The 19090-nt window shown below is 65.3% G+C and carries 18 protein-coding genes and 2 pseudogenes; 4 read left to right on the plus strand and 16 right to left on the minus strand.

What is annotated here, in order from left to right; genetic code table 11:
• Window positions 1–309: 309 nt before the first annotated feature.
• Both BJ987_RS20415 and BJ987_RS20420 read right to left on the minus strand, forming a co-directional pair.
• Window positions 310–1074 carry a hypothetical protein gene (locus BJ987_RS20415; RefSeq protein ID WP_209892478.1) on the minus strand — a complete coding sequence of 255 codons (765 nt, stop codon included), beginning with the start codon at window positions 1072–1074 and terminating at the stop codon, window positions 310–312.
• The gene (locus BJ987_RS20420) at window positions 1071–4901 is read right to left on the minus strand and encodes a caspase family protein (protein WP_209892481.1); all 3831 of its coding nucleotides are present in this window, start codon (window positions 4899–4901) and stop codon (window positions 1071–1073) included. Before BJ987_RS20420 ends, BJ987_RS20415 begins: the two co-directional genes overlap by 4 nt.
• 921 nt (window positions 4902–5822) lie before the next feature.
• Between BJ987_RS20420 and BJ987_RS20425 the strand changes: the two genes are divergently transcribed.
• Window positions 5823–6293 (plus strand): hypothetical protein, encoded by a 471-nt coding sequence (locus tag BJ987_RS20425; RefSeq protein WP_209892484.1) that lies wholly within the window; start codon window positions 5823–5825, stop codon window positions 6291–6293.
• 414 nt (window positions 6294–6707) lie between these two features.
• Window positions 6708–7190, plus strand: a pseudogene (locus BJ987_RS38035) (DUF6461 domain-containing protein); the annotation flags it as partial.
• Between the two features lie 95 nt (window positions 7191–7285).
• On the opposite strand, the pseudogene BJ987_RS38040 reads toward BJ987_RS38035, so the two are convergent.
• From BJ987_RS38040 to BJ987_RS20445, 3 genes and pseudogenes are all read right to left on the minus strand, one after another.
• A pseudogene (locus BJ987_RS38040) lies at window positions 7286–7432 on the minus strand (dienelactone hydrolase family protein); the annotation flags it as partial.
• Between the two features lie 68 nt (window positions 7433–7500).
• Window positions 7501–8409 (minus strand): LGFP repeat-containing protein, encoded by a 909-nt coding sequence (locus BJ987_RS20440; protein ID WP_209892493.1) that lies wholly within the window; start codon window positions 8407–8409, stop codon window positions 7501–7503.
• Entirely contained in the window at window positions 8409–9053 is a 645-nt protein-coding gene (locus BJ987_RS20445) for a maleylpyruvate isomerase family mycothiol-dependent enzyme (RefSeq protein ID WP_209892496.1), read from the minus strand. The genes BJ987_RS20440 and BJ987_RS20445 overlap by 1 nt, the downstream gene beginning before the upstream one ends.
• Window positions 9054–9165: 112 nt before the next feature.
• Here BJ987_RS20445 and BJ987_RS20450 point away from each other — a divergent pair, with 112 nt between their 5' ends.
• Window positions 9166–9570, plus strand: a complete 405-nt coding sequence (locus BJ987_RS20450; protein WP_209898772.1) for a MarR family winged helix-turn-helix transcriptional regulator — start codon at window positions 9166–9168, stop codon at window positions 9568–9570.
• 598 nt (window positions 9571–10168) lie between these two features.
• On the opposite strand, the gene BJ987_RS20455 is transcribed toward BJ987_RS20450, so the two are convergent.
• The 4 genes from BJ987_RS20455 to BJ987_RS20470 all read right to left on the minus strand — a co-directional run bounded on the left by BJ987_RS20455 (window position 10169) and on the right by BJ987_RS20470 (window position 11726).
• Window positions 10169–10414 (minus strand): hypothetical protein, encoded by a 246-nt coding sequence (locus BJ987_RS20455; RefSeq protein ID WP_209892498.1) that lies wholly within the window; start codon window positions 10412–10414, stop codon window positions 10169–10171.
• 138 nt (window positions 10415–10552) lie between these two features.
• Window positions 10553–10777, minus strand: a complete 225-nt coding sequence (locus BJ987_RS20460) for a DUF3159 domain-containing protein (RefSeq protein WP_209892501.1) — start codon at window positions 10775–10777, stop codon at window positions 10553–10555.
• A gap of 246 nt (window positions 10778–11023) precedes the next feature.
• Window positions 11024–11416, minus strand: a complete 393-nt coding sequence (locus BJ987_RS20465; RefSeq protein WP_209892504.1) for a RidA family protein — start codon at window positions 11414–11416, stop codon at window positions 11024–11026.
• A 16-nt stretch (window positions 11417–11432) separates the two neighbouring features.
• Window positions 11433–11726, minus strand: a complete 294-nt coding sequence (locus BJ987_RS20470) for a hypothetical protein (protein ID WP_209892507.1) — start codon at window positions 11724–11726, stop codon at window positions 11433–11435.
• A gap of 41 nt (window positions 11727–11767) precedes the next feature.
• Between BJ987_RS20470 and BJ987_RS20475 the strand changes: the two genes are divergently transcribed.
• Window positions 11768–12118 carry a hypothetical protein gene (locus BJ987_RS20475; RefSeq protein ID WP_209892510.1) on the plus strand — a complete coding sequence of 117 codons (351 nt, stop codon included), beginning with the start codon at window positions 11768–11770 and terminating at the stop codon, window positions 12116–12118.
• A 60-nt stretch (window positions 12119–12178) separates the two neighbouring features.
• Here the strand turns inward: BJ987_RS20475 and BJ987_RS20480 are convergent, their stop codons facing one another.
• From BJ987_RS20480 to BJ987_RS20510, 7 genes are all read right to left on the minus strand, one after another.
• Window positions 12179–13390, minus strand: a complete 1212-nt coding sequence (locus BJ987_RS20480) for a Dyp-type peroxidase (RefSeq protein ID WP_209892513.1) — start codon at window positions 13388–13390, stop codon at window positions 12179–12181.
• Window positions 13383–13931, minus strand: a complete 549-nt coding sequence (locus tag BJ987_RS20485; protein WP_209892516.1) for a copper chaperone PCu(A)C — start codon at window positions 13929–13931, stop codon at window positions 13383–13385. Before BJ987_RS20485 ends, BJ987_RS20480 begins: the two co-directional genes overlap by 8 nt.
• Before the next feature lie 158 nt (window positions 13932–14089).
• Entirely contained in the window at window positions 14090–14674 is a 585-nt protein-coding gene (locus tag BJ987_RS20490; RefSeq protein WP_307869693.1) for a hypothetical protein, read from the minus strand.
• Between the two features lie 50 nt (window positions 14675–14724).
• Window positions 14725–15429: a chymotrypsin family serine protease gene (locus tag BJ987_RS20495; protein WP_245366057.1), complete on the minus strand. Its 705-nt coding sequence runs from the start codon at window positions 15427–15429 to the stop codon at window positions 14725–14727.
• A 64-nt stretch (window positions 15430–15493) separates the two neighbouring features.
• Window positions 15494–15667, minus strand: a complete 174-nt coding sequence (locus tag BJ987_RS20500) for an RGCVC family protein (protein WP_209892519.1) — start codon at window positions 15665–15667, stop codon at window positions 15494–15496.
• Between the two features lie 152 nt (window positions 15668–15819).
• Window positions 15820–17430, minus strand: coding sequence for an NADH-quinone oxidoreductase subunit NuoN (gene nuoN / locus BJ987_RS20505; RefSeq protein ID WP_209892521.1), 1611 nt, complete (start codon window positions 17428–17430; stop codon window positions 15820–15822).
• Window positions 17427–19085, minus strand: a complete 1659-nt coding sequence (locus BJ987_RS20510) for an NADH-quinone oxidoreductase subunit M (RefSeq protein WP_209892523.1) — start codon at window positions 19083–19085, stop codon at window positions 17427–17429. The genes nuoN and BJ987_RS20510 overlap by 4 nt, the downstream gene beginning before the upstream one ends.
• Between the last annotated feature and the right edge of the window lie 5 nt (window positions 19086–19090).

Genomic DNA, 19090 nt, shown 5'->3' on the forward strand with positions numbered 1-19090 from the left:
CCGAGTGAGGGCAAGCAGGTGATATCCGCTCATGCCGCTGAGCGCGCGTTGGTCAAACGCCCAGATAAGTCGACCGACAGCGCTTTTCGACGCGCGGAAATGCCGATTATGTGTCGTGTCCTCCAACCCTCGAAGCGCAACTGGAGGAACGAGGGCGCAGCAGTGCTGTAGCTCTATCAGCTGCACTTGCCCGGTACAACGGCATCCCCCCTAGACCACCCTAGCGAGGGGTCGCCGGTTGGACGTCGAGGCTAGCGTCGGCCCGTCGCTTGGAAAGAGTCGAATCGAGTCGTTGTCTGCGGCGACTCCCTAATTGCACATGGCACGGAGCTCGGGTGTGCGTAGGTACGCCTGTACGCCATGGAAGGCGAGATTGCCGATGGTTAGATCTGGAATGTCTTCCACCCCAGCGAATGTACGTCCGAGGCCGCCTCGTGGAACGGCCACGATGTCGCCGACGTCAGCCAGATTGACCCAGCGCTGCACACCCGGCGGGCGGGCACGGTCCGAGGGGTCCAGCCGATCGAGCACCACCCCGGGCATTGCCAGAGGACTGCCGACTGTGATCAGGAGATCAACGGACAGGTGCGGGTTTTGCCAGAGCGTCTCGTAGGCTACGACGCTGCCTAGCGAGTGCGCCACGACCGCTGTCGGTTTGATCTCGGTGATAGCCGCAGCGACGGTGGCTCGCGCCGCCGTTCTCCGTGGCGAATCCGCCTTGGCCAGATACGTGTGCACCTCGCGGCAAAACAGCACCGCGAGTCGGCGCGCGGTGTCTCCGTGTTTACGGGTCAGCCAGTCCGACGCTTGCCGGAGGCGCGCCGTGCGCGGACCTTGCGCTACCGCACCTACCGGCTGGAGTTGGTCCACCCACGCAATCAACATCTCCTGCTCTGCCGGCTCCAGCGTCATCGGGTCGTCGCTCCCTTGGCCGATGCCGCGCCGAAGGTGCTCGGAGTAGTAGGCCACATGTACCTGTCGCCCGAGCGCATGGCACCATTCCACACTCAGATCGTCGGCTGTCCTCCCCGGGCGATAGTTGTTTATGCCATGCACTCCCACGATATTGCTCATGCCGATCCGTCCTCGTTGTAGTGAAATGCGATCAGCTCGCGTTCGGCGCCTACCAGCAGGTAGCCGTCATCGGTGAGGTCCATGCAGTGCACGGCCCCGGGTACAGTGATCACATACGGAGACCCGATGTCGTCTACGAGCCAGATCCGAACTGAACCGTCCGCGGCCCCGGTGTACACAGTTGGCCGTCCGTGCAGCGTTCCGGCGCGAACGACAACAGCCACCCCCTTGTGCGCCCCGGGCAGTCGGATACATTCCGAGGGCGTGACAATGTTCTGCAGCAGGACAACACCTGCGCTTTCGACGCGGATCTCGAATACTCGGTCTCCGATGCACAACGTGCGCTGGCCTGCCGAAATCTGCGCCTTGTCGGCGAAGCCATCCCAATTGGACGCCCCTAGAACCTTCCCCGTCGACGGATCCCATGCGACGGTCTGGCCGTCGTCCCAGAACACCCTGCCGAAGGCTTTATCGCCGACACTCTGAGTGCCGAGCATGAACACGGGGGACTGTCCGCTGAACTGCGGTGGCCCGGCTTGGCCCGACTCGGGATCGACCAAGTATACGGACCCGCCACCGTCTCCGACCAACAAGTGGTGTTTGCGCATCGGCAACGCGCCCTGAGCGGTTTCGCCTATATCCTGGCATGCGGTCACCTGTTGAACTTCGAAACCAGGCGGTCGATAGCCGCGAGTCCACCATGTGCTCAATACGCCGTCTTCGTCACCGGAGGCCACAGTCGTGCCGTTACTGCTGATCGCGATGCAAGAGACTGGTGCGCTGTGCGCTGGTCTCGTCTCGACCGGGGTGGCCGAATCCACGCAATACAGCGACACTATGCCTTCGTCATCGCCGACGGCGAGCCATTCTCCATCGGCGCTCACCGCCAGTGCCGTTGGAGAAATCCATTCGTGGACGTCGGACTTCCATCTCAGTTCGTTGTTCTGCATGACCACTACGCGGCCGGTGTTGTCACGGCACGCGAGTGTCTGGCCTCCGGCTGATACGCGAAGCTCAACCGCAGCCGCAGACATTACCTGTATGACTTGGCTGGTCATTGTTGCCAGATCCCACCGATGGATGGTGGACCCTAGACTGGCGAACACAGCAGGATCGCTCCCCCACGCCACCGCCCAGCAATCTGCGGTCAGCCCGGTATCGAAACTCCACCACGGCCCATCGCCAGTTTTCAGCCAACCGCTGCCATCGCGGTGCATTACAATGATATTCGCTCCAGCCGGTTCCACAGCCAGGGTGCCGACATGCCCTGTCCAGTTCGATTCGATGTTGTCCGGGACGACTTCGACCAATCCGTCGCAGTCGCTAGCAACCGCGAAGCATCTGCCGCTGCCAGACATGGCTACAATGCCTGCGCCATCGATGGTTAAGGGGATCCGTGTCTGAATCTCCTCGGTGGCGAGCCATGTTGCGACGGTATGGTCCGCACCAGACCATGCCAAGGTGAGGCCATCATTGGTTACCGCGATCGATCGGATACCCGAAAAACTCTGTGATTGTAGGGTTTTCAGCGGATTCCAGTAGAAGCCTTCCCGCGACCATAGAGGTTGCCACGGGAGGGACCGGGACGTCCGCTTTGCCAGATCCTGTGCACCCACACGTGCGGCGGCTAGTGCCAACGAATAACGCGTCGGGGTTTGGTCCAGCGTGCGAACGAGCTCGATCAATGATTCCGGTGCCGCAGCGCATCCTGACAGCCGTTCCACGGTACCCGGCAGAAGCAGAAAGCCCGGGTCAGAAAGGATCTCGTGGCTCCGGCTGCCGGCCTCGGCCAACACATGCTGCAACACATACGGCTCGGCGGCTGCCCAGTCGCGGTCGTTTGTGGGGCCCAGTGGATCGAGCATCGAGTCGAGTAGATCGGCGGGCTGCCACAGGTGATCGACGAGAGCCTGGTGAAACAGCCGGTATACGGTGGTTCCGTCGACGTCGGATGACTGCCGAATATAGAACTTTGCCTCGGTCAGAGCCTGACGCACCTCCGCCAGCGAAATTTTCTTACCTTCACAAAAGCAAGCAGCGATTCGGGCGAGCACGGTGACCGGCATGCCCTGCTCGCGTGCGCGTGCAAGCGCGGTGAGAACCGGCCGTACAAATGGTTGATCTGCGCGCGCGGCAAGGTCGATCTCCAGCACGCTTGGAAGGGAGTGCGGCACCGCTCTGCCCAGTCGTAGGGCCGCGTCGGCCGAAAGTGTACGAGCATCAGGAAATGAGCTAACGAGGTGTCGGGTGTAAAGGCCAGCGACCAAAAACGGGCCCCCGCCGTGCAGGCAGGAAAGTATGCGCGCCACCTCTGCGGCGAACGCTCCGACGGCGCCGCCACCAGACTGCCTATAGCTAGCGACTGTCCGCAGCAGGGTGGTGACGTACTTGTAGAGGTCCTCCTCAAGAACGTCTACTGTCACCTCGTCCAGGTCGTAGAGCTGATCTTGTTTCTGGGCGAGGTCCAACAGCGGTCGCAACTGACTATAGGGGCGAAACCCAGCCAACAGGCGGGCCACGGGACCGCCGTCGGCCCGCTCAGACTTGGCGAGCGGCAACAGGAACTCATGGAGCACCGCCATCGGGTTCTGAGCTTCGTCCACAGCGTCCACAACGATCACTGGCGGCGGCTTTTTGCTGGAACGCAGTTGCCGCAACAAATCCTCCATCCCTCGGCCTTCGTCAAGACCGAGCTGGTTGGCGACCGACCGGACGATCGCTGCGACCCCACGCTGTCGTGCATGGACGGCCGCGAGGTTGTCCACCTGGTATGGCGTGCGTTCGACGTCGTCCCAGAGCATCTTGGTTGGTCGCCGCAGAACCGGGTGAGCTGCACAAACCATAATTCCCAGCAGGGCGGATTTACCAGCACCGGGACTGCCCGTGACTACGCAAATACCCCCGGCTCGGGGCTGATCCATCCACGCCGACAGGCCGACCAGTTGTTTCTTGCGCCCACTGAAACAACCCACCATCCGGTCGGTCAAGCGGCCGATACCGGCAGCCCGATCCAGAAAATGTCGAGCGTCGAGGCCCTCGTCCAGTTCGTCCAGGAACGGACGAAGCCCCGGGTTCAGCCCGGCTCTCATCCAGGTGTGCTTGTTGTCCGTGTATCCGACGTTCGCGAAGAAGTGCAGTTGCGGGTCCGTACTGATGTCCTGGAGGGTCGCGGTGACCGTTTGGCTGTAGGAGTCGGCCTCGACAGACAGCCGCTGGACCTCCTGTCGTAAGGCGCGGGCAACAGTGGTCACAGGGACATAGCGCATGGTCGCATCGACATCGAACTCGTTAGCCCGCAACCCGTTCAACACGGCGACCAGCGCTTGACTGAACCGGCCGTCATAGGCGGCCTGGTCTGGCTGGCAGGCAGCAATCACCCATCCCCGGGTCTGGTCGGCGTCGATGCGGTACTGCCACGGCAGTCGTGCCGCAGTGCCGGAGTAGCACAGATCCAGCAAGAACAAAGTGCGTAGTCCGCGGAGCTGAACGTATTTCAGCCACTGGTCCACGTCGAGTGCCGGATCCTTCACCCCATCCGAACCCAGCACGTAGACGGTGCCGTCACCTTCGGCGAGTTCGCCGTGGCTGAGCACATGCACGATCAGTAGATCATCTACGGCGCACGCCTTCATCACATCGACGATCCGGGCCCCGACCTCGGCGGAACTCATCGTGTCGGCTAGAACCTCAACAACCTCATAGTCGATCTTCCGCAGCGCCGTCGACACCTGGCTGACCAACTCTTGGGCGAACGCCAGCTCAACCATTCCAGCGTGGTTGCTGACGCCGATGCTGATTGCCTTCAAACGACGTTCGCGATCAACCAACTCGTATGCTCCTTTGATGCCTTGTCCCTAGAGTCGGAGCCGGATGGGCTGGAGTTACCGAGGGTCGTCCGATCAAGTCAAATGTTAGCCAAATGATCTGATGCCGCACCGAAATTCGCCTGGATGCCAACTGACAGACCGGTCGGATTACGGCGGGCTAGCCAGAACGTTATGTCCGCATCTACCGCTGAGTGCTCGGCCGCTGGGCTCCGGCTAGCGCCGCCGCGAATTGCCCGCAGGCGGGAGCCGAAGAACGCCGTTCCTCTCCGTGACGAGTATTTGAATCCAAATCTGTCTGATACGGAGGACGAAGTCGGTAGATGTTGATGTGGCCGCCCGGGTTCTCGCCGACGAGTTCGGTTGGGAATGTCTAGTAGATCCGGATGACTGGGGGGGGGGGGGGGGGGGGGGGGGGGGGGATCAAGGCGCGGGCCCACCACCACTAGGTCGCTGGGATAAGCAACCTCGCCAGCCCGCTCTACCCGCCCGGGAAACCACCGCACATCAGTTACTACCTCTGTGTCGAAGATGCAGCAGCCGTTCACCACCTGGCAACCAGCCACAGAGCGAGCAGCCTGCTTGCTCCGACACCTTTCGTTGGCCGACAACTTCGTGTGCTGCGAAAATTACGTGGTCGGCAGTGTTGGTCCGTGCGTTGGAAGGTCAACGTGAGGCACCCGAAAACACACTGTATTGCCGCTTCCAGCGTGGGCTGTGAACCAGACCGGCTGCGGCGCGGGAAAAGGCCGTTCGGTCTGGCGAACCACACCCTCGACGTGCTTCAACCGCTGCGGCACAACACCCAGGTGGCAAACATCCACCCCTGAGGGATAGTGGACCACTCCTCGGGTCCGTGGCTCAGCATCCTCCCACCGCGTTGACTTGTACCGAGCGACAAGCCCATCGACCGTAGGAGCACCATTGCCCGACCCGTCCACCGCCAAGAAGATCGCAGCGACAACTCTGGTCATGACCGGACTTGCCGCGCTTTCCGCAACCTTCGCTCCCGCGGCGAACGCGACCAATGGAGTCGAGGCAAGCATCAGCAGTCCATCCGCGGGAGCGGTAACTCTCAGTTGGCGGGTCTACCTTCCCGCAGGTAGTACCGCGGCCTGTGACATGGCCATCGAGAACAGTGCCAACACCGCCGGCACGTACCGAGAATTCGATTACTCTGCTATCGGAGGCTCGGCCAATCACCAAGGGCGATGGATCAGTAACTCGCTCCAGGCTTCGGCTCCCGCGGGCAGCACCGCGTCCGGCGATGTCTATTGCACATTCCTGAACCCCAGCGGCGAGGCAACCACCGGCGGATGGCAGGGCAGCACAATGGTGAGGCTCCCGATCAAGGGAGGCATTCCGACGATTCCGCCCGGCGGCGCGGTGGGCTGAGCCGCGCGGCCTGCCGGCCGCGTGGGAACAGCAGTGCAGGTTCCGCGGACAGCGATTAAACGTCGAACCTGAACTCCCGCGTGGGGAAATGGCACTTCGCGACCATCCACCGTGTCGAAGTTGTCGAACAAGCACTGGTCTCCGTCACCCAGGCATGGCAGTCGAGCAGCGGTGTCGCGGTGGCCCAGCAGCCTCCACGCCGAGGCAAAGCCGAAATGAGCGCGGTGTTTGGAATACCTTCTGGCGAAGGAAGAAACGAGGCCGCCGATTGTCGGTAATAGCTGCCATCATGCACGGTATGGCGACTTCCGATCCGTTGGCCCTGTTCTACTGGCTCAACGCCGACGACGGCAAGACTGCCGACTGGGCGAGATCTTCACCGTGTCCTTCTTCCGCGGACTTGACCCGTCGGAGGTGGTACGCCGCTTCAGCCGCGGCGAGGACCACGGCCGGGAATCGGCCTTCGATGAGCTTATGGAGCAGGCCGGCGATTCCTCCTCGAGAACAAGTGAGGGACGCGCCGTGGGTGTTTGGCAGGCCGGTGAGTGGAGCGTGGCGATCGAGCCGTTCGGGTGGATGGCCACGCTCCCCGATGTCCTGGCTGAATTGTCGCGTGATTGCGAGGTAGTGGCCATCACTCACCACGCGTACGCCGAAGACATGTTCGCGTACGCGATCGACGGCAGGCTCGTCACAGGCTAAAGCCCCTTGCATTGCCCTCACATTCGATTCGGCTCGGAGCCCGACCGGCTTTATGGGTTCATGCGGGAACTCGGTATGGACCTGGATATGGAGGAAGAGGAGCGTGACTGGGACGGCGAGGATGACGGGGATGATGACGACATCGACTTCTTTGCTGCCTTGCCGGCAGCTTTCGCCTTGGCCGCGCAGCTCACTCAGGTGCGGTTCGCACCGGAAATGCTTGATCGTGCGATGCTCGTCGGGCCTGTCGCGCCCCGGGCTTTGGCCAGCTGCCGAACCAGCTGGCCAACAGCGCTTCCCGAAACCTCCGGCGAGATGCCGGGGAATTCGGCCATGACGATGACCGCCGGTCCGGAACCTTTGCGGAAGATGGTGCGGGTCTTGCCTTCATAGGTGAACGCGTCACTCTGGGAGTCGATGAGATCGTCGTCGGATATGTGTGGCCCTTCTCGACATGGACCCTCACTTTCACCCGTCCGGCACCTCGTTGTCTTGGAAGAATTGGTCAGGCGGGGCAGCGTGCATGGACGGTGTTCGACCACAGCGTCCCGGTCAGGTCGCGCTTACTGTCGCGCCCGTCGTTGGCGGAGAAATTCAGCGTGTTCGAGCCGTGGCAGATCTTGCCGGATTCGACTGCGATCCGGCCGTCGGCATCGGCGCGCAGGGGGCCGAGGCTTTGCTCGAGCCATAGCGGGTTGGAATAGTCGTTGCCGACGACGATTCGGATGTGGATATTCGAGCGGGGCAGGAATCCGCTGCCGCTCACCTTGAACGAACCGTCGCCGTGGGCCGCTACGCCGATGACCGGTGACGGCGTCGGAGCCGGGGTAGGCGGCTTCCTTTCGCCCGGCACGTAGACCTCCACCGGCACGGTCCACCCTTGCCGGCATTTGCTGTCGCAGCCCTCCACCACGACCCGATGGGTGCCCGGTGTGGTCGTCCGTTCGGTATGGCCGTCTCGGCCACTGGAATTGATATCGGTCTGGTTGCCGTCGACGCTGACGATGAATTTCTGGTAGTAGAACGGAGTGGTGTCGCCCCATTCGACGTGAATTTTGTTGCCGTACCCGTAGACAGCCACCGTCATACCGCTGCCCTGCGCGGGCGACCAGACGATCTGGCCGTTCTCGAAAGGCTGGTAGCGACTCGCGATTCGATTGCGTTCGGCCATATCGGCGGGGAATCCGGGCGGCTTGTGCACCGGGATCTGCTCGGGGCCGGTGGGGCAGCCGATCGGGCTCTGCTCGCCGCCCATCTTGTCCCACCTCCCGCCGATGTATCCGCTGGGGCGCTGTGGGCAATGGTGACCCTGTTCGTGCAGGGGAGCGGCGAGCGCATACTGGCCTGCCGATGCCAGCAGTGCCGCGCCGGTGAGAACGATACCCACGCGCCGTGCGGTCGAGAATGTGGACATCACAACCTCCTGAGTTGTCGGAGTCCGGAAAGTCCAGCTCCGGACAGTTGTTCGAGGGCCTTCGGCCGCCCCGTCAGCGTGAGCAGCAACGCGGTCATCGGCCCGCGTACGACGGGGCCGGTGCCCACTGTCCAGTCGGTGTCGGTGGCCGTCAGCTGGAATCCGCGCAGGCGGCGCCGGGCCCAGAACGGCCAGCCCATCGACCACACCCGGGTGGCGGCCACCGCGGCGTCGCCGGGTGGCACCACGATCGGGCGGTGCAACGGGATCGCGATGTCCTGGCCGTGAACGATGGTGTCGAACAAGATGTTTCGCACGTTCGTCACGGCCGGCAGGGTGCGCGAGGGCGCGCATGCGCGTAATTCGGAAACCAGGTCGGCATCGGGCCGATCGGCATAGTTGCGGGTGAGGGTGTCGATCATTGTGTTGTAGCGACCGCCCGCGCGGGCGAGGGCGGTCAGCGTCGCCCCCACGGCCAGGGGGTGCGTGCCGACAATGACGTGTGCGGCCACATCTCGAATGCGCCAGCCCGCACATAGCGACGGCGCCTCCCATTCGTCGGCGCTCAGCCCGGCCAGCACCTCGGCGATAGCGAGGCGCTGTTGCTCGATTACCTGCCACGCGCGGTCCTCGTCGAATGCCACGGGTCCCACCTCCGCTACTATTAAGTCAGCTTCACTGACTAATTTAATCAGCTTATCTGACTAACCACAAGGAGTGATCGTGGCTGAGCCCGTCCCGAACGTCGGCACCCTGATGTTCATCGCGTATCGGTCGATAGAGAATCAGGTCTTCGCCGCACTCGCCGCTGCGGGCTTCGGCGAGATCACCCTGGCTCAAGGGCGGTTGCTAGCCAGAATCGGACCGGAGGGCAATCGCCTCACCGACCTCGCCGAACAGGCGCAGATCACCAAGCAGACTGCCGGATTCCTCGTCGACCAGCTCGAACGCGCCGGTTATGTGGAACGTGTCTGCGACCCCACCGACGGCCGCGCGCGCCTCATCCGCCTCGCCGACCGCGGCCTGCGCGGCACCGAGATCGCCAATGCCGAGGCCGCGCGTGTGGAAGCCGAATGGGAGAAACACCTCGGCGCGCGGCAGATGGCCCAGCTGCGCACCATCATGACTCGGCTGCGCGAGATCACCGATCCCTATGCGTGAGCTGACTTCCTGCGGGAAAGTGTTCCGCGGAAAGCGATCAGGTCATCATCTGCCACGTGGGGCCCTTCGCGAAGAGTGAGCCCTCACACTCCTGTCGGCGAGCCTCGCCCTCGACGAGCAGTTCGTTCCCCCGAACTCGATCGCTACGGTGACCGTCGGCATCGCCGCGGTCCGGAGGCGGAGCCCGACCGCGCCACGATCTCGGTACCCGATCATCGTGACACCATCGAGCGAGGCGATGCCGGCAGAGTATCCGAAATCCCAACCGGCCTCATCACCATTGTCGAACCCGAAGCTTCCCACGCCGCCCCATTCAATCGCGTGGTTCACCAGCCGCCATGGGTAGCCACCGCACGCACCGAAATATGGCCAGCGCGAAGCAGATTCGGATGGGGGTCATCCATGTTGGACATGCCCCCGGCCATAGGGGTTCTCAGAACCAAGGCTCAGCGCTCGTCGTAAATATCGTCGTAGTCCTGCGGAGCGCGGACTCGACGTGGTCCCCGCATCGAAGGACTGCAGGCGGCGGAGTAATGGTGAACCCTTGACGTCACCCCGTCGGCCGGGGAACGGCCTCGCCCAGAGGCCATTCAATAGCTCAGCAGCGAAGTTGGCTATCGTCGAGTATTCCCGGCGGCAGAAAAGAACGCACGATGCAGGCCGAACCGGTTTGTATCCACGGAACACCGGGGACGGCGGTCGGCTGCGCCGCTGGGGCACCCGGGTCGGATGCATCCGACGACGGCTCCAGAACGATTTCCGCGCCCGCCGAGCCAGTGCCGATGGTCAGCGCCGTCGCAGCTGCGATAATCGCACCAACGGTAAAACGCTTGATGGAGAACATATTCCCCTCCTGTACAGAATGTTCGATCTAATACTGGACAAGGCAGTTGTGTCGATGATCTTCCCCGTCCACACCTTGCCTTACCTCGATCGGGCCCGTGTCAAACCCGATCTCGTAGCCCGGTTCCCAAGCGTTCGGTCACCCGCCCAGCCTGCCCGGGTTGTCGTCGGCGGGTTCGACCGGTAGGTGCGGTTTGCCCTTGCGCCGGAAGTAAATTTGACTGCTCACCTCGGCGAGGATGATCAACAGCACGAGTTTGAGTGCACCGATCAAAGGGACGCTGTCGATCGGCATCGTATAGGCCAGTACCACCGTGGTCGCCGCGTCCAGGAACAGCGCGGAACCCCAGATTATCGTGCCCACGTACATAACTCGCCGGAAAGCCGGCGTATCACGCCAGGCGAGGTCGATCTGATCGCGCAACGGGCCGCCTGTCCACGCAGCGCATACTACTGCCCGCAGTTTGGGGCCGAGACCCAGTGCGCCCGCGAAGAAGTGCCACGGATTCGAGACCGACCACGGTGGCCATTCCGTGAAAAAGCCTCAGCAGCAGCAGCTCACCGCCTGGTTCATGCCGGTGCTCGATTGTTCTACGGTCAGCGGAGCGCCCTAGATGACCGCTATTGCATCCACTTCGATCAGGTAGCCGGGTGCGGCGAGAGTCTCCACCCCGACCAGCACGTCGGTGGGTTTGTGGTCGCCGAAAAGCCCGACCCTGGCCTGCTCGATGACGGGCAGGTACTCCCTGCGATGCCCGACCACATAGATCGTTATTTTGGTTACCTGATCCGGTCGCGCGCCGGCAGCGGTAAGGGCACGACCAAGGTTGGCGAACACTTGCCGGGCTTGTCCTGCCAGATCCCCGGAGTGGACCAGGTTGCCGTCGATGTCGTCGGACATCTGCCCAGCGACGAACACCATGCGGCTGCCCGTCGCGATGACGACGTGGCTGTAGGTCTGTGGTGTATCCAGACCGTCTGTCTGGATGATTTCGATGGCCATCGACGTGGTGCCGCTTTCAATGGGTGGTTGCTCGAAAGGTTTGCTCGGTGAGTCGGTAGGCGAGTTCGAAGTGGGTGACGTGGGGGTCCGGTACGAGGCCGAAGTCATCGTCATCAGGGTAGTCACGGGCCATGTCGGTGTCGTCTGCTGCGTAGCGCCGCACAGCGTCGCTGTCGGCCCAGGTGGTCAGCAATGTGATTCGGACGCGTGCTCCGTCCCGCTTGTGCAGAACTGTCGCGTCGAGAAAGCCTTCGATACTGCGCATCTCGGCGACCGCATTGTCCAGTAGGTGCCGGGAGAGCTTCGGCATTTCAGCTGGCCAGACCGGTCGCCGGGATCTAGCGTGTGCTCATGGATTTCGTTTACAACCTGGTGGTGGCGACCCACCTGCTCGGTATGGCCGCGGTGGTCGGCGGCTATGCGGCTGGGCAGACCAAGGTCAACGAAGTGATGGTGTGGGGTGCGCGGGCGCAGATCATCACCGGGGTGATGCTGGTGGGGCTGGCCGAGTCGATCGACTCGCTCGGTAAGGACCCGAATATGACCAAGATCGGCGTCAAGCTGGTTTTGTCGATTCTCGTCGCGGCGTTCGCGGAGATGGGGCGCGCGGATGCCAAGCGGGGCAAGGATATTCCGTGGATGACGCACGCCGCGGGTGGGCTGGCGATTGTCGCGGTTCTCGTCGCTACGCTCTGGACTTAGTTCCGGGCCGAGCTCAGGGTGGCAGAGCAGGCCCTGCCACCCTGAGCGCACCGGACGATCTCAGGATTCGAACAGCGACTGCCCGATATACCCGCCGGGTGCTTCGATCCCCGGCGGGATCACGAACACCGACGACCCGACCGGCGTGGTCCACACGTTGAGGGCGTCGAAATCCGCCAATCGCTGTTGCACCGGCAGATATTGGGTGTCCACGTCTCGCTGGAACGCGGTGAACAGCAGGCCCGAATTGGAGACCTGCCCCCGCTCGGGCGCGTCGTCGTAGTTGTAGCCGCGCCGGAAGAACCGTTCGCCGGCATGGGTGTGGTGTGCTCGGGCGATATGCGACGACTGCGGGATGACCGGGATTCCGTGCTGGTCGACTGCCGTGAAATCCGGGAGGTCGAATTCGCTGGTCCCGGTCAACGGTGCGCCGGTGTCGAGTTTCCGGCCGACGCTGAGTTCCCTTCCCTCCGGGTCGATTTCGTCCCAGGTTTCCAGGTTCATCGCGATCCGCCGCAGCACCATCGAGGTGCCGCCGGTCAGCCAGGGCTGGGCGGCGCCGTCGTCCCAGACCAGCCGATCGAAGTCGGGGGTGCCGGCGGCGATGTTCTCGGTGCCGTCGACCTGGCCCATCAGATTGCGCGGCGTCTGCCGTGGTGTGGCGTTGCGGAAACCGCGTTGCACCCAGCGCACCGTGGTCAGTGTGGTGACGCTGCGGCACAGTACGCGCACCGCGTGCGCCACCGTGGTGACCTCGTCCGCGCAGATCTGAATGACCAGATCGCCGTCGCTCCACCGAGATTCCAGTTTGTCGATGCGGAACGGCGGCAGCGGACGCAACCACGCCGGTTTGCGATGTTCCAGGCCCGCGCGGGTGAACACCGCCGGGCCGAACCCGAAGGTGACGGTGAGCCGGGCCGGACGCTGGGTCAGTTGCGGTTCGGTGTCGGCGAGCGCGGGCGCGCCCTGGGTCAGGCGGGCCGCGTCACCGGACCAGATCCGCAGGATGCCTTCGATGTCATCGCGGGTGGTACCGGGACGTAGATCGAACGCCACGAGTGCCACGTGATCTTGTGGCGCGGTCGCGATCCCGGCCTGGTGCGGGCCGTAGAACGGTTCGGTCGCGACGGACGCGGGCCGGTGCTCGCCGGTCTCGGAACGGGTCAGCGCCGCCGCGCCGAGGCCGAGCCCGGCCACGCCTGCCGCGGCGGCACTGCCGCCGAGCAGACGCCGCCGGGTGAACCCACCGGGCCGCGATCGCCGCTCAGGCACCGGGGGCGGGGGTCGGCTGGGCGCCGTGCTCGCCGCCGGTGCCGTATTCCTCCTGGTTGCCGGGGAAGTCACGCACCTGGGCGGTGAACGTCTTGGACGAGCCGTCACCGAAGACGAGGGTGATCGAGGTGTCCGAACCGGTGCGCAGCGCCTGATGCAGACCCATGAACATGATGTGGTCGGCGCCGGGCCGCAAGGTCAGGCTGGCGTGCGGGGCGAGGGTGAAGCCGCCGGGCTTGGGCTGCATCACTTTGGTGCCGTCGGCCTTGGTGACGATCTCGTGCAGTTCCACGCTGCTGGAGACGGGGCTGGAGCCCGCCACCACGGTGACCGGCTGCGCACTGTCATTGGTGAGGGTGCCGAACGCCGCGGACATACCGCTGGGGGCCGCCTTGACCCACTGGTCGGTGATGGATACCTGTTCGGCTGCGGGCTGGGCGGTCGCGGTGTCGTCGGACGAACAGGCGGCGAGCAGCAGGGGGACCGCGCCCAGGGCGAGGACGCCGCGTGTCAGGCGGGTAAGGGAGGTCGGGACGGACATGGAGATACTCCGAATCTGTAGGAGATCGGGGTCGTTCGGGCAGCCGTCAGCCCTGCACGAGATGAGACACGGCAGAACCTGCACGGCGGCACGCGGCGCGAGTGTGCACGGCGTGCCATAACGAGGACCCGATCGGGAACTGGAAATGAGGAAGCGCGTCAGGCCGACGCGGGTGGTCCTCGAGTCCCGATTCCGGAGCTGACCAGCAGTCGCCGCGCGGTGCCGCGCACCGGAACGACCGCGCCGATCGAGAACGGTCGATCCGATTCGACGGGCCGGGTCCGCAGCATGCGCACGGTCTCGCGCACGCCTGCGGCGGCTCGGGCGAGTCCGATCTCGGCGGCGCGAATGAGCAACGCGCCCACGGGGATCGCCAGCACGTGGGCGAGCAGCATGAGCCCGGCGGAGTGCGCCACGTGCTGATGGCCGGGCGCCAGCGTCAGGGCCGTATGCCCGACCGCCTGGCCCGCCATGAGCAGCAGGGCGAGCGCACCGAGGTCGGAGCGGCCGGATCCCGGCGAGCCGCGGAGCGCGCCGACCACGACACCGATCAGGGCGCAGGCGCCGAGCAGCAGCGCGACCGAGGAATCACCGGGGGAGACCACACCGCCACCGAGGGCGTGCGCCGCGACGCTCACCGCACCGGAGGCGGATCCGACGAACGCGCCCCGACCGGGTCGCCGGACGGCAGCCGACGGGGTGGATCGACGCAGTCGCGTCGCTACCTCCGCCGGTTTACGCACCGGCACATACTACCGTCGGTCGTAGTGGCGGGCGCGGCGGGACCGGGATGTCAGACAGGGCGGAATCCCGCACCGACGCCGCCCATTTCGTCGATTTCGGCGAGGATCATCCCGATCTGGGTGGCGACCGCGGGATCGGGCACCGGCACGGGCAGCGCTCGGTCCGAGATGGCGACCGCCCGGCTCTCCGCTCGGACGTGCCCGACGTTCATGCCGACCAGACGGTCGCCGAGGGTGACCGGTGCGCCGGAGTCACCGGACTGCGATCCGGCCTCGTTCTGGAACCACCACGGATGCGCGTCCCACACCACCCCGCAGCCGAATCCGGTGGTGCGGCCGCTCTTGCAGACCAGATCGCCGGGTCGCGGCGGTTCGCCGATACCGTCGATCCGGGTCGCCGACACCTGCCGGACCGGCACCACCTTGGCGGGGTCGAATTCGATGACCGCGTAGTCGTCGCCGTGGTCGACCAGCGCCACCGTGCCGACCGCACCCGCCTCGCCGGTCCGCTCGGCCAGCACCGGCATCCCGAGGTCCGCGCAGTGCCCGGCGGTCAGTCCGACCAGGCGTCGCGCACGGTCATAGCCGATGGTGGTCAGCGTGCAGGCGTTCTGCTCGCCCAGCGTGATGCCGGAGCCGCCGCCGAGCACCGCGGTCTGCTCCGCGGCGCCGGGACCGGCGCACAGTGCGGTCGCCAGAACGGCGGCCAGCGTCACCAGCAACAGGGGGAACCGAACCCGCGCGTCGGCACACATACAGTCAACTGTGCACTGGCCGCCGCGCGGCTGGGCCACCCTTCCGTTGCGGGTAGGACACGGTTCAGTTGGTACGCGGGCAGACGCAGCCGCGGTCCAGCGCGCTGGCGGCGGTGGCGTCGCAGAAGCGCCGGGAGATCTGATCGTGCGCGTCGCGGGGATGCGCGCAGGCGGGGCAGCCGCCCTCGCCGGCGGTCGGATTCGTGGCGGGCTTGGTCTGTACGTCGGTAGCGGACATCCGGGCTCCAGTGTCCTGTGTCGTGCACGGATCCAGCGGCGTCGGACACACCGAGAGACTTGCGAATACTTCGCGCCTCAACGCTACGCCTACCCCGGGAACGCCGACGGCCACCCGGGTCGTGATCCGGGTGGCCGTCGAGTTCCGGGCGTTCAGCGGATGAAGACCGAGGCTCGTTCCGCGAGATCCAACAGCGGCTGCGGAAAGACGCCCAGGACCACGGTGGCGGCGGCGGTGACGCCGACCACGGACCAGGTCATGATCGGGGGCACGACAACCGGTGCGTCCGTGGGCGGTTCGGTGAAGAACATCAGCACGATCACCCGGACATAGAAGAAGGCCGCGATGGCGCTGCAGATGACGCCGACGATGACCAGGAAGGCGGCCTGGTCGGCGGCGGCCGCCTGGAACACCGCGAACTTGCTGACGAAGCCGGAGGTCAGCGGGATACCGGCGAAGGACAGCAGGAACAGGGCGAACAGGATGGCCAGCCAGGGGGAGCGGCGGCCCAGGCCCGCCCACTGGGACAGCGCGGTGGCTTCCGCGCCGGCGGGTGTGCGGACCAGGCTGACGACGGCGAAGGCCCCGACGGTGCCCAGTCCATAGGCGACCAGATAGAACAGCAGCGCCGCGGTGCCCGCGTCGGTGGCCGCGACCAGGCCGGTCATCAGGAAACCGGCGTGGGCGACAGAGGAATACGCGAGCATGCGCTTGACGTCGGTCTGGGTGATGGCCAGGACGGCGCCGACGACCATGGTGGCGATGGCGACGGCGGCCAGCACCGGACGCCAGTCGTCGCGCAGGCTGGGGACGCCGACCTGCAGGACGCGGAGCAGCGCGCCGACCGCGGCGATCTTGGTGGCGGCCGCCATGAACGCGGTAACCGGGGTGGGTGCGCCCTGGTAGACGTCGGGCACCCAGGATTGGAACGGCACCGCGCCGATCTTGAACAGCAGCCCGACCGCGAGCATCGCCACACCGAGCAACGCCAGCAGCGCGTTGGAGGGATGAGCGAAGAGGGCATCGGAGATCCCGGCGAGTTTGACGGTGCCGGCCTGGCCGTAGAGCAGGGCCACGCCGTAGAGGAAGAATGCCGAGGAGAACGCGCCCAGCAAGAAGTACTTCAGCGCCGCTTCCTGGGAGAGCAGGCGGTGCCGCCGGGCCAGCCCGCACAGCAGGTACAGCGGGAGCGAGAGCACTTCCAGCGCGATGAACATGGTGAGCAGGTCGTTGGCGGCGGGGAAGAGCAGCAGGCCGCCGACCGCGAGCATGGTCAGCGGGAACACCTCGGTGGTGGCGAGGCCCGCCTTCTCGGCGGTCCGTTCGGCGGCGCTGCCGGGCACCGCCGAGGCCTGCGGGGTGAAGGCGTCGATACGGCGCGGACGGGCCGCGTCGAGCGCCCAGGTGCCTGGGCCGGAACGCCTTTCGGCTCGCGGCTGGGCGTGCCGCTCGGCCATGAACACGATGCCGAGCAGCGACACCACCAGGATCGTGCCCTGCAGGAACAGGCTGACGCCGTCGACCGCCACCGCGCCGGCCACGGCGGTCGCGGAGGTGCCCGCCAATCCGAGCACCGCCACCAGCGCCGCGACCAAACCGGTGATCGCCAGCAGCACCTGGGTGACGTACCGGGCGCGGCGCGGGACGAACGCCTCGACCAGCACCCCGGTCACGGCCGCGCCGAAGACGAGCAGCATCGGCATGATCAGGCTGTATTCGATACTCGGTGCGGGCACGGTGGCCGCGAGAACTGCGGTGGTCACTTGTGCGTACCTCCGGGAATGGCGGCCGGTCCGGCCTCGGTGACGGCGGGGACGGACGGCTTCGGGTCTTCGCGGCCGATGGTGGTCAAGGTCTGGGTCACCGCGGGATCGATGAAGTCCAGCACCGGTTTCGGGTACACGCCGAGAAAGATCAGCGCGGCGATCAGTGGCACCACCACGGCGTACTCGCGCGGGACCAGGTCGCGCAGTTTCTCGTTGCCCGTGGTGACCGGTCCGGTCATCATCCGCTGGTACATCCACAGCACGTAGAGCGCGGCGAGCACCAGCGCGGCGGAGGCCACGACCGCGGCCGCCGGATAGCGGCTGAAAGTTCCGACCAGAACCAGGAATTCGCTGACGAACGGTGCGAGCCCGGGCAGGGACAGGGTGGCGAGACCGGCGATGAAGAAGGTGCCCGCCAGCACCGGCGCCACTTTCTGCACCCCGCCGTAGTCGGCGATGAGACGGGTGCCGCGGCGTGAGACCAGGAATCCGGCGATCAGGAACAGTGCGGCGGTGGAGATGCCGTGGTTGACCATGTACAGCGTCGCGCCGGTCTGACCCTGGCTGGTCATGGCGAAGATGCCGAGGATGATGAACCCGAAGTGCGAGATCGACGTGTAGGCGATCAGGCGCATCACATCGGTCTGGCCGATGGCGAGGACCGCGCCGTAGACGATGCCGATCACCGCGAGCGTAATCACCAGCGGCGCATAGGTTCCGGCGGCAGCGGGGAACAGCAGCACACAGTAGCGCAGCATGCCGAAGGTGCCGACCTTGTCGACCACCGCCATCATCAGCACCGCGCTCGACGGTGTCGCGGCGACGGCGGCGTCGGGCAGCCAGGTGTGCAGCGGCCACAGCGGCGCTTTCACCGCGAAGGCGAACATGAAGCCGAGGAACAACGCGTTCAACACCGCGGGCGCTGCGCCGAGCTGACCGGAATTGGCGGCGGCGACCACGATCCGGAGATCGAAGGTGCCGACACCGCCGGGTCCGAGGCCTTCGCGGGCGGTCAGGACGTAGAGGCCGATCACCGCGGCCAGCATGATGAGTCCGCCGAACAGGTTGTACAGCAAGAACTTCACCGCGGCCCGGGACCGCTGCCGGCTTGCCTTACCCGCCTCGTCTCCGGTTGTCCCCGAAGCGGTGATGTCGCCGCCGCGGGACCCGAAGCCGCCGATGAGGAAGTACATCGGGATGAGCATGGCTTCGAAGAAGATGTAGAACAGCAGGATGTCCAGGGCGACGAACGAGACGAGCACCATGGCTTCGACCAGCAGGGTGAGCGCCAGATAGGTGTGCATCACCCGCTTGCCACCGCCGGCTTCGCGGTCGTCGTTCCAGCCCGCCAGTATCAGGATCGGTACCAGGGCGGTGGTAAGCAGGACGAGAACCATGGCGATGCCGTCGATGCCGACGGTGTAGCCCGCCCCGAAAGCCGGTATCCACTCGTGGGATTCGACGAACTGGTACTGCTCGCCGCCGGGCTCGAAGCGCACGGCTGTCACCACGGCCAGGACCAGCGTCGCCAGTGCGAAGGCAAAGGCGATGATGCGGGCGAGGTTGCGTTGAGCCGGGGGCAGGACCAGCACCACGATCGCACCGGCGACCGGAGCCAACCACAGGGTGGTCAACCAGGGGAAGTTGTTCACCGCAG

Origin of the sequence: Nocardia goodfellowii (assembly GCF_017875645.1) — a bacterium.
GTDB classification, from domain to species: domain Bacteria; phylum Actinomycetota; class Actinomycetes; order Mycobacteriales; family Mycobacteriaceae; genus Nocardia; species Nocardia goodfellowii.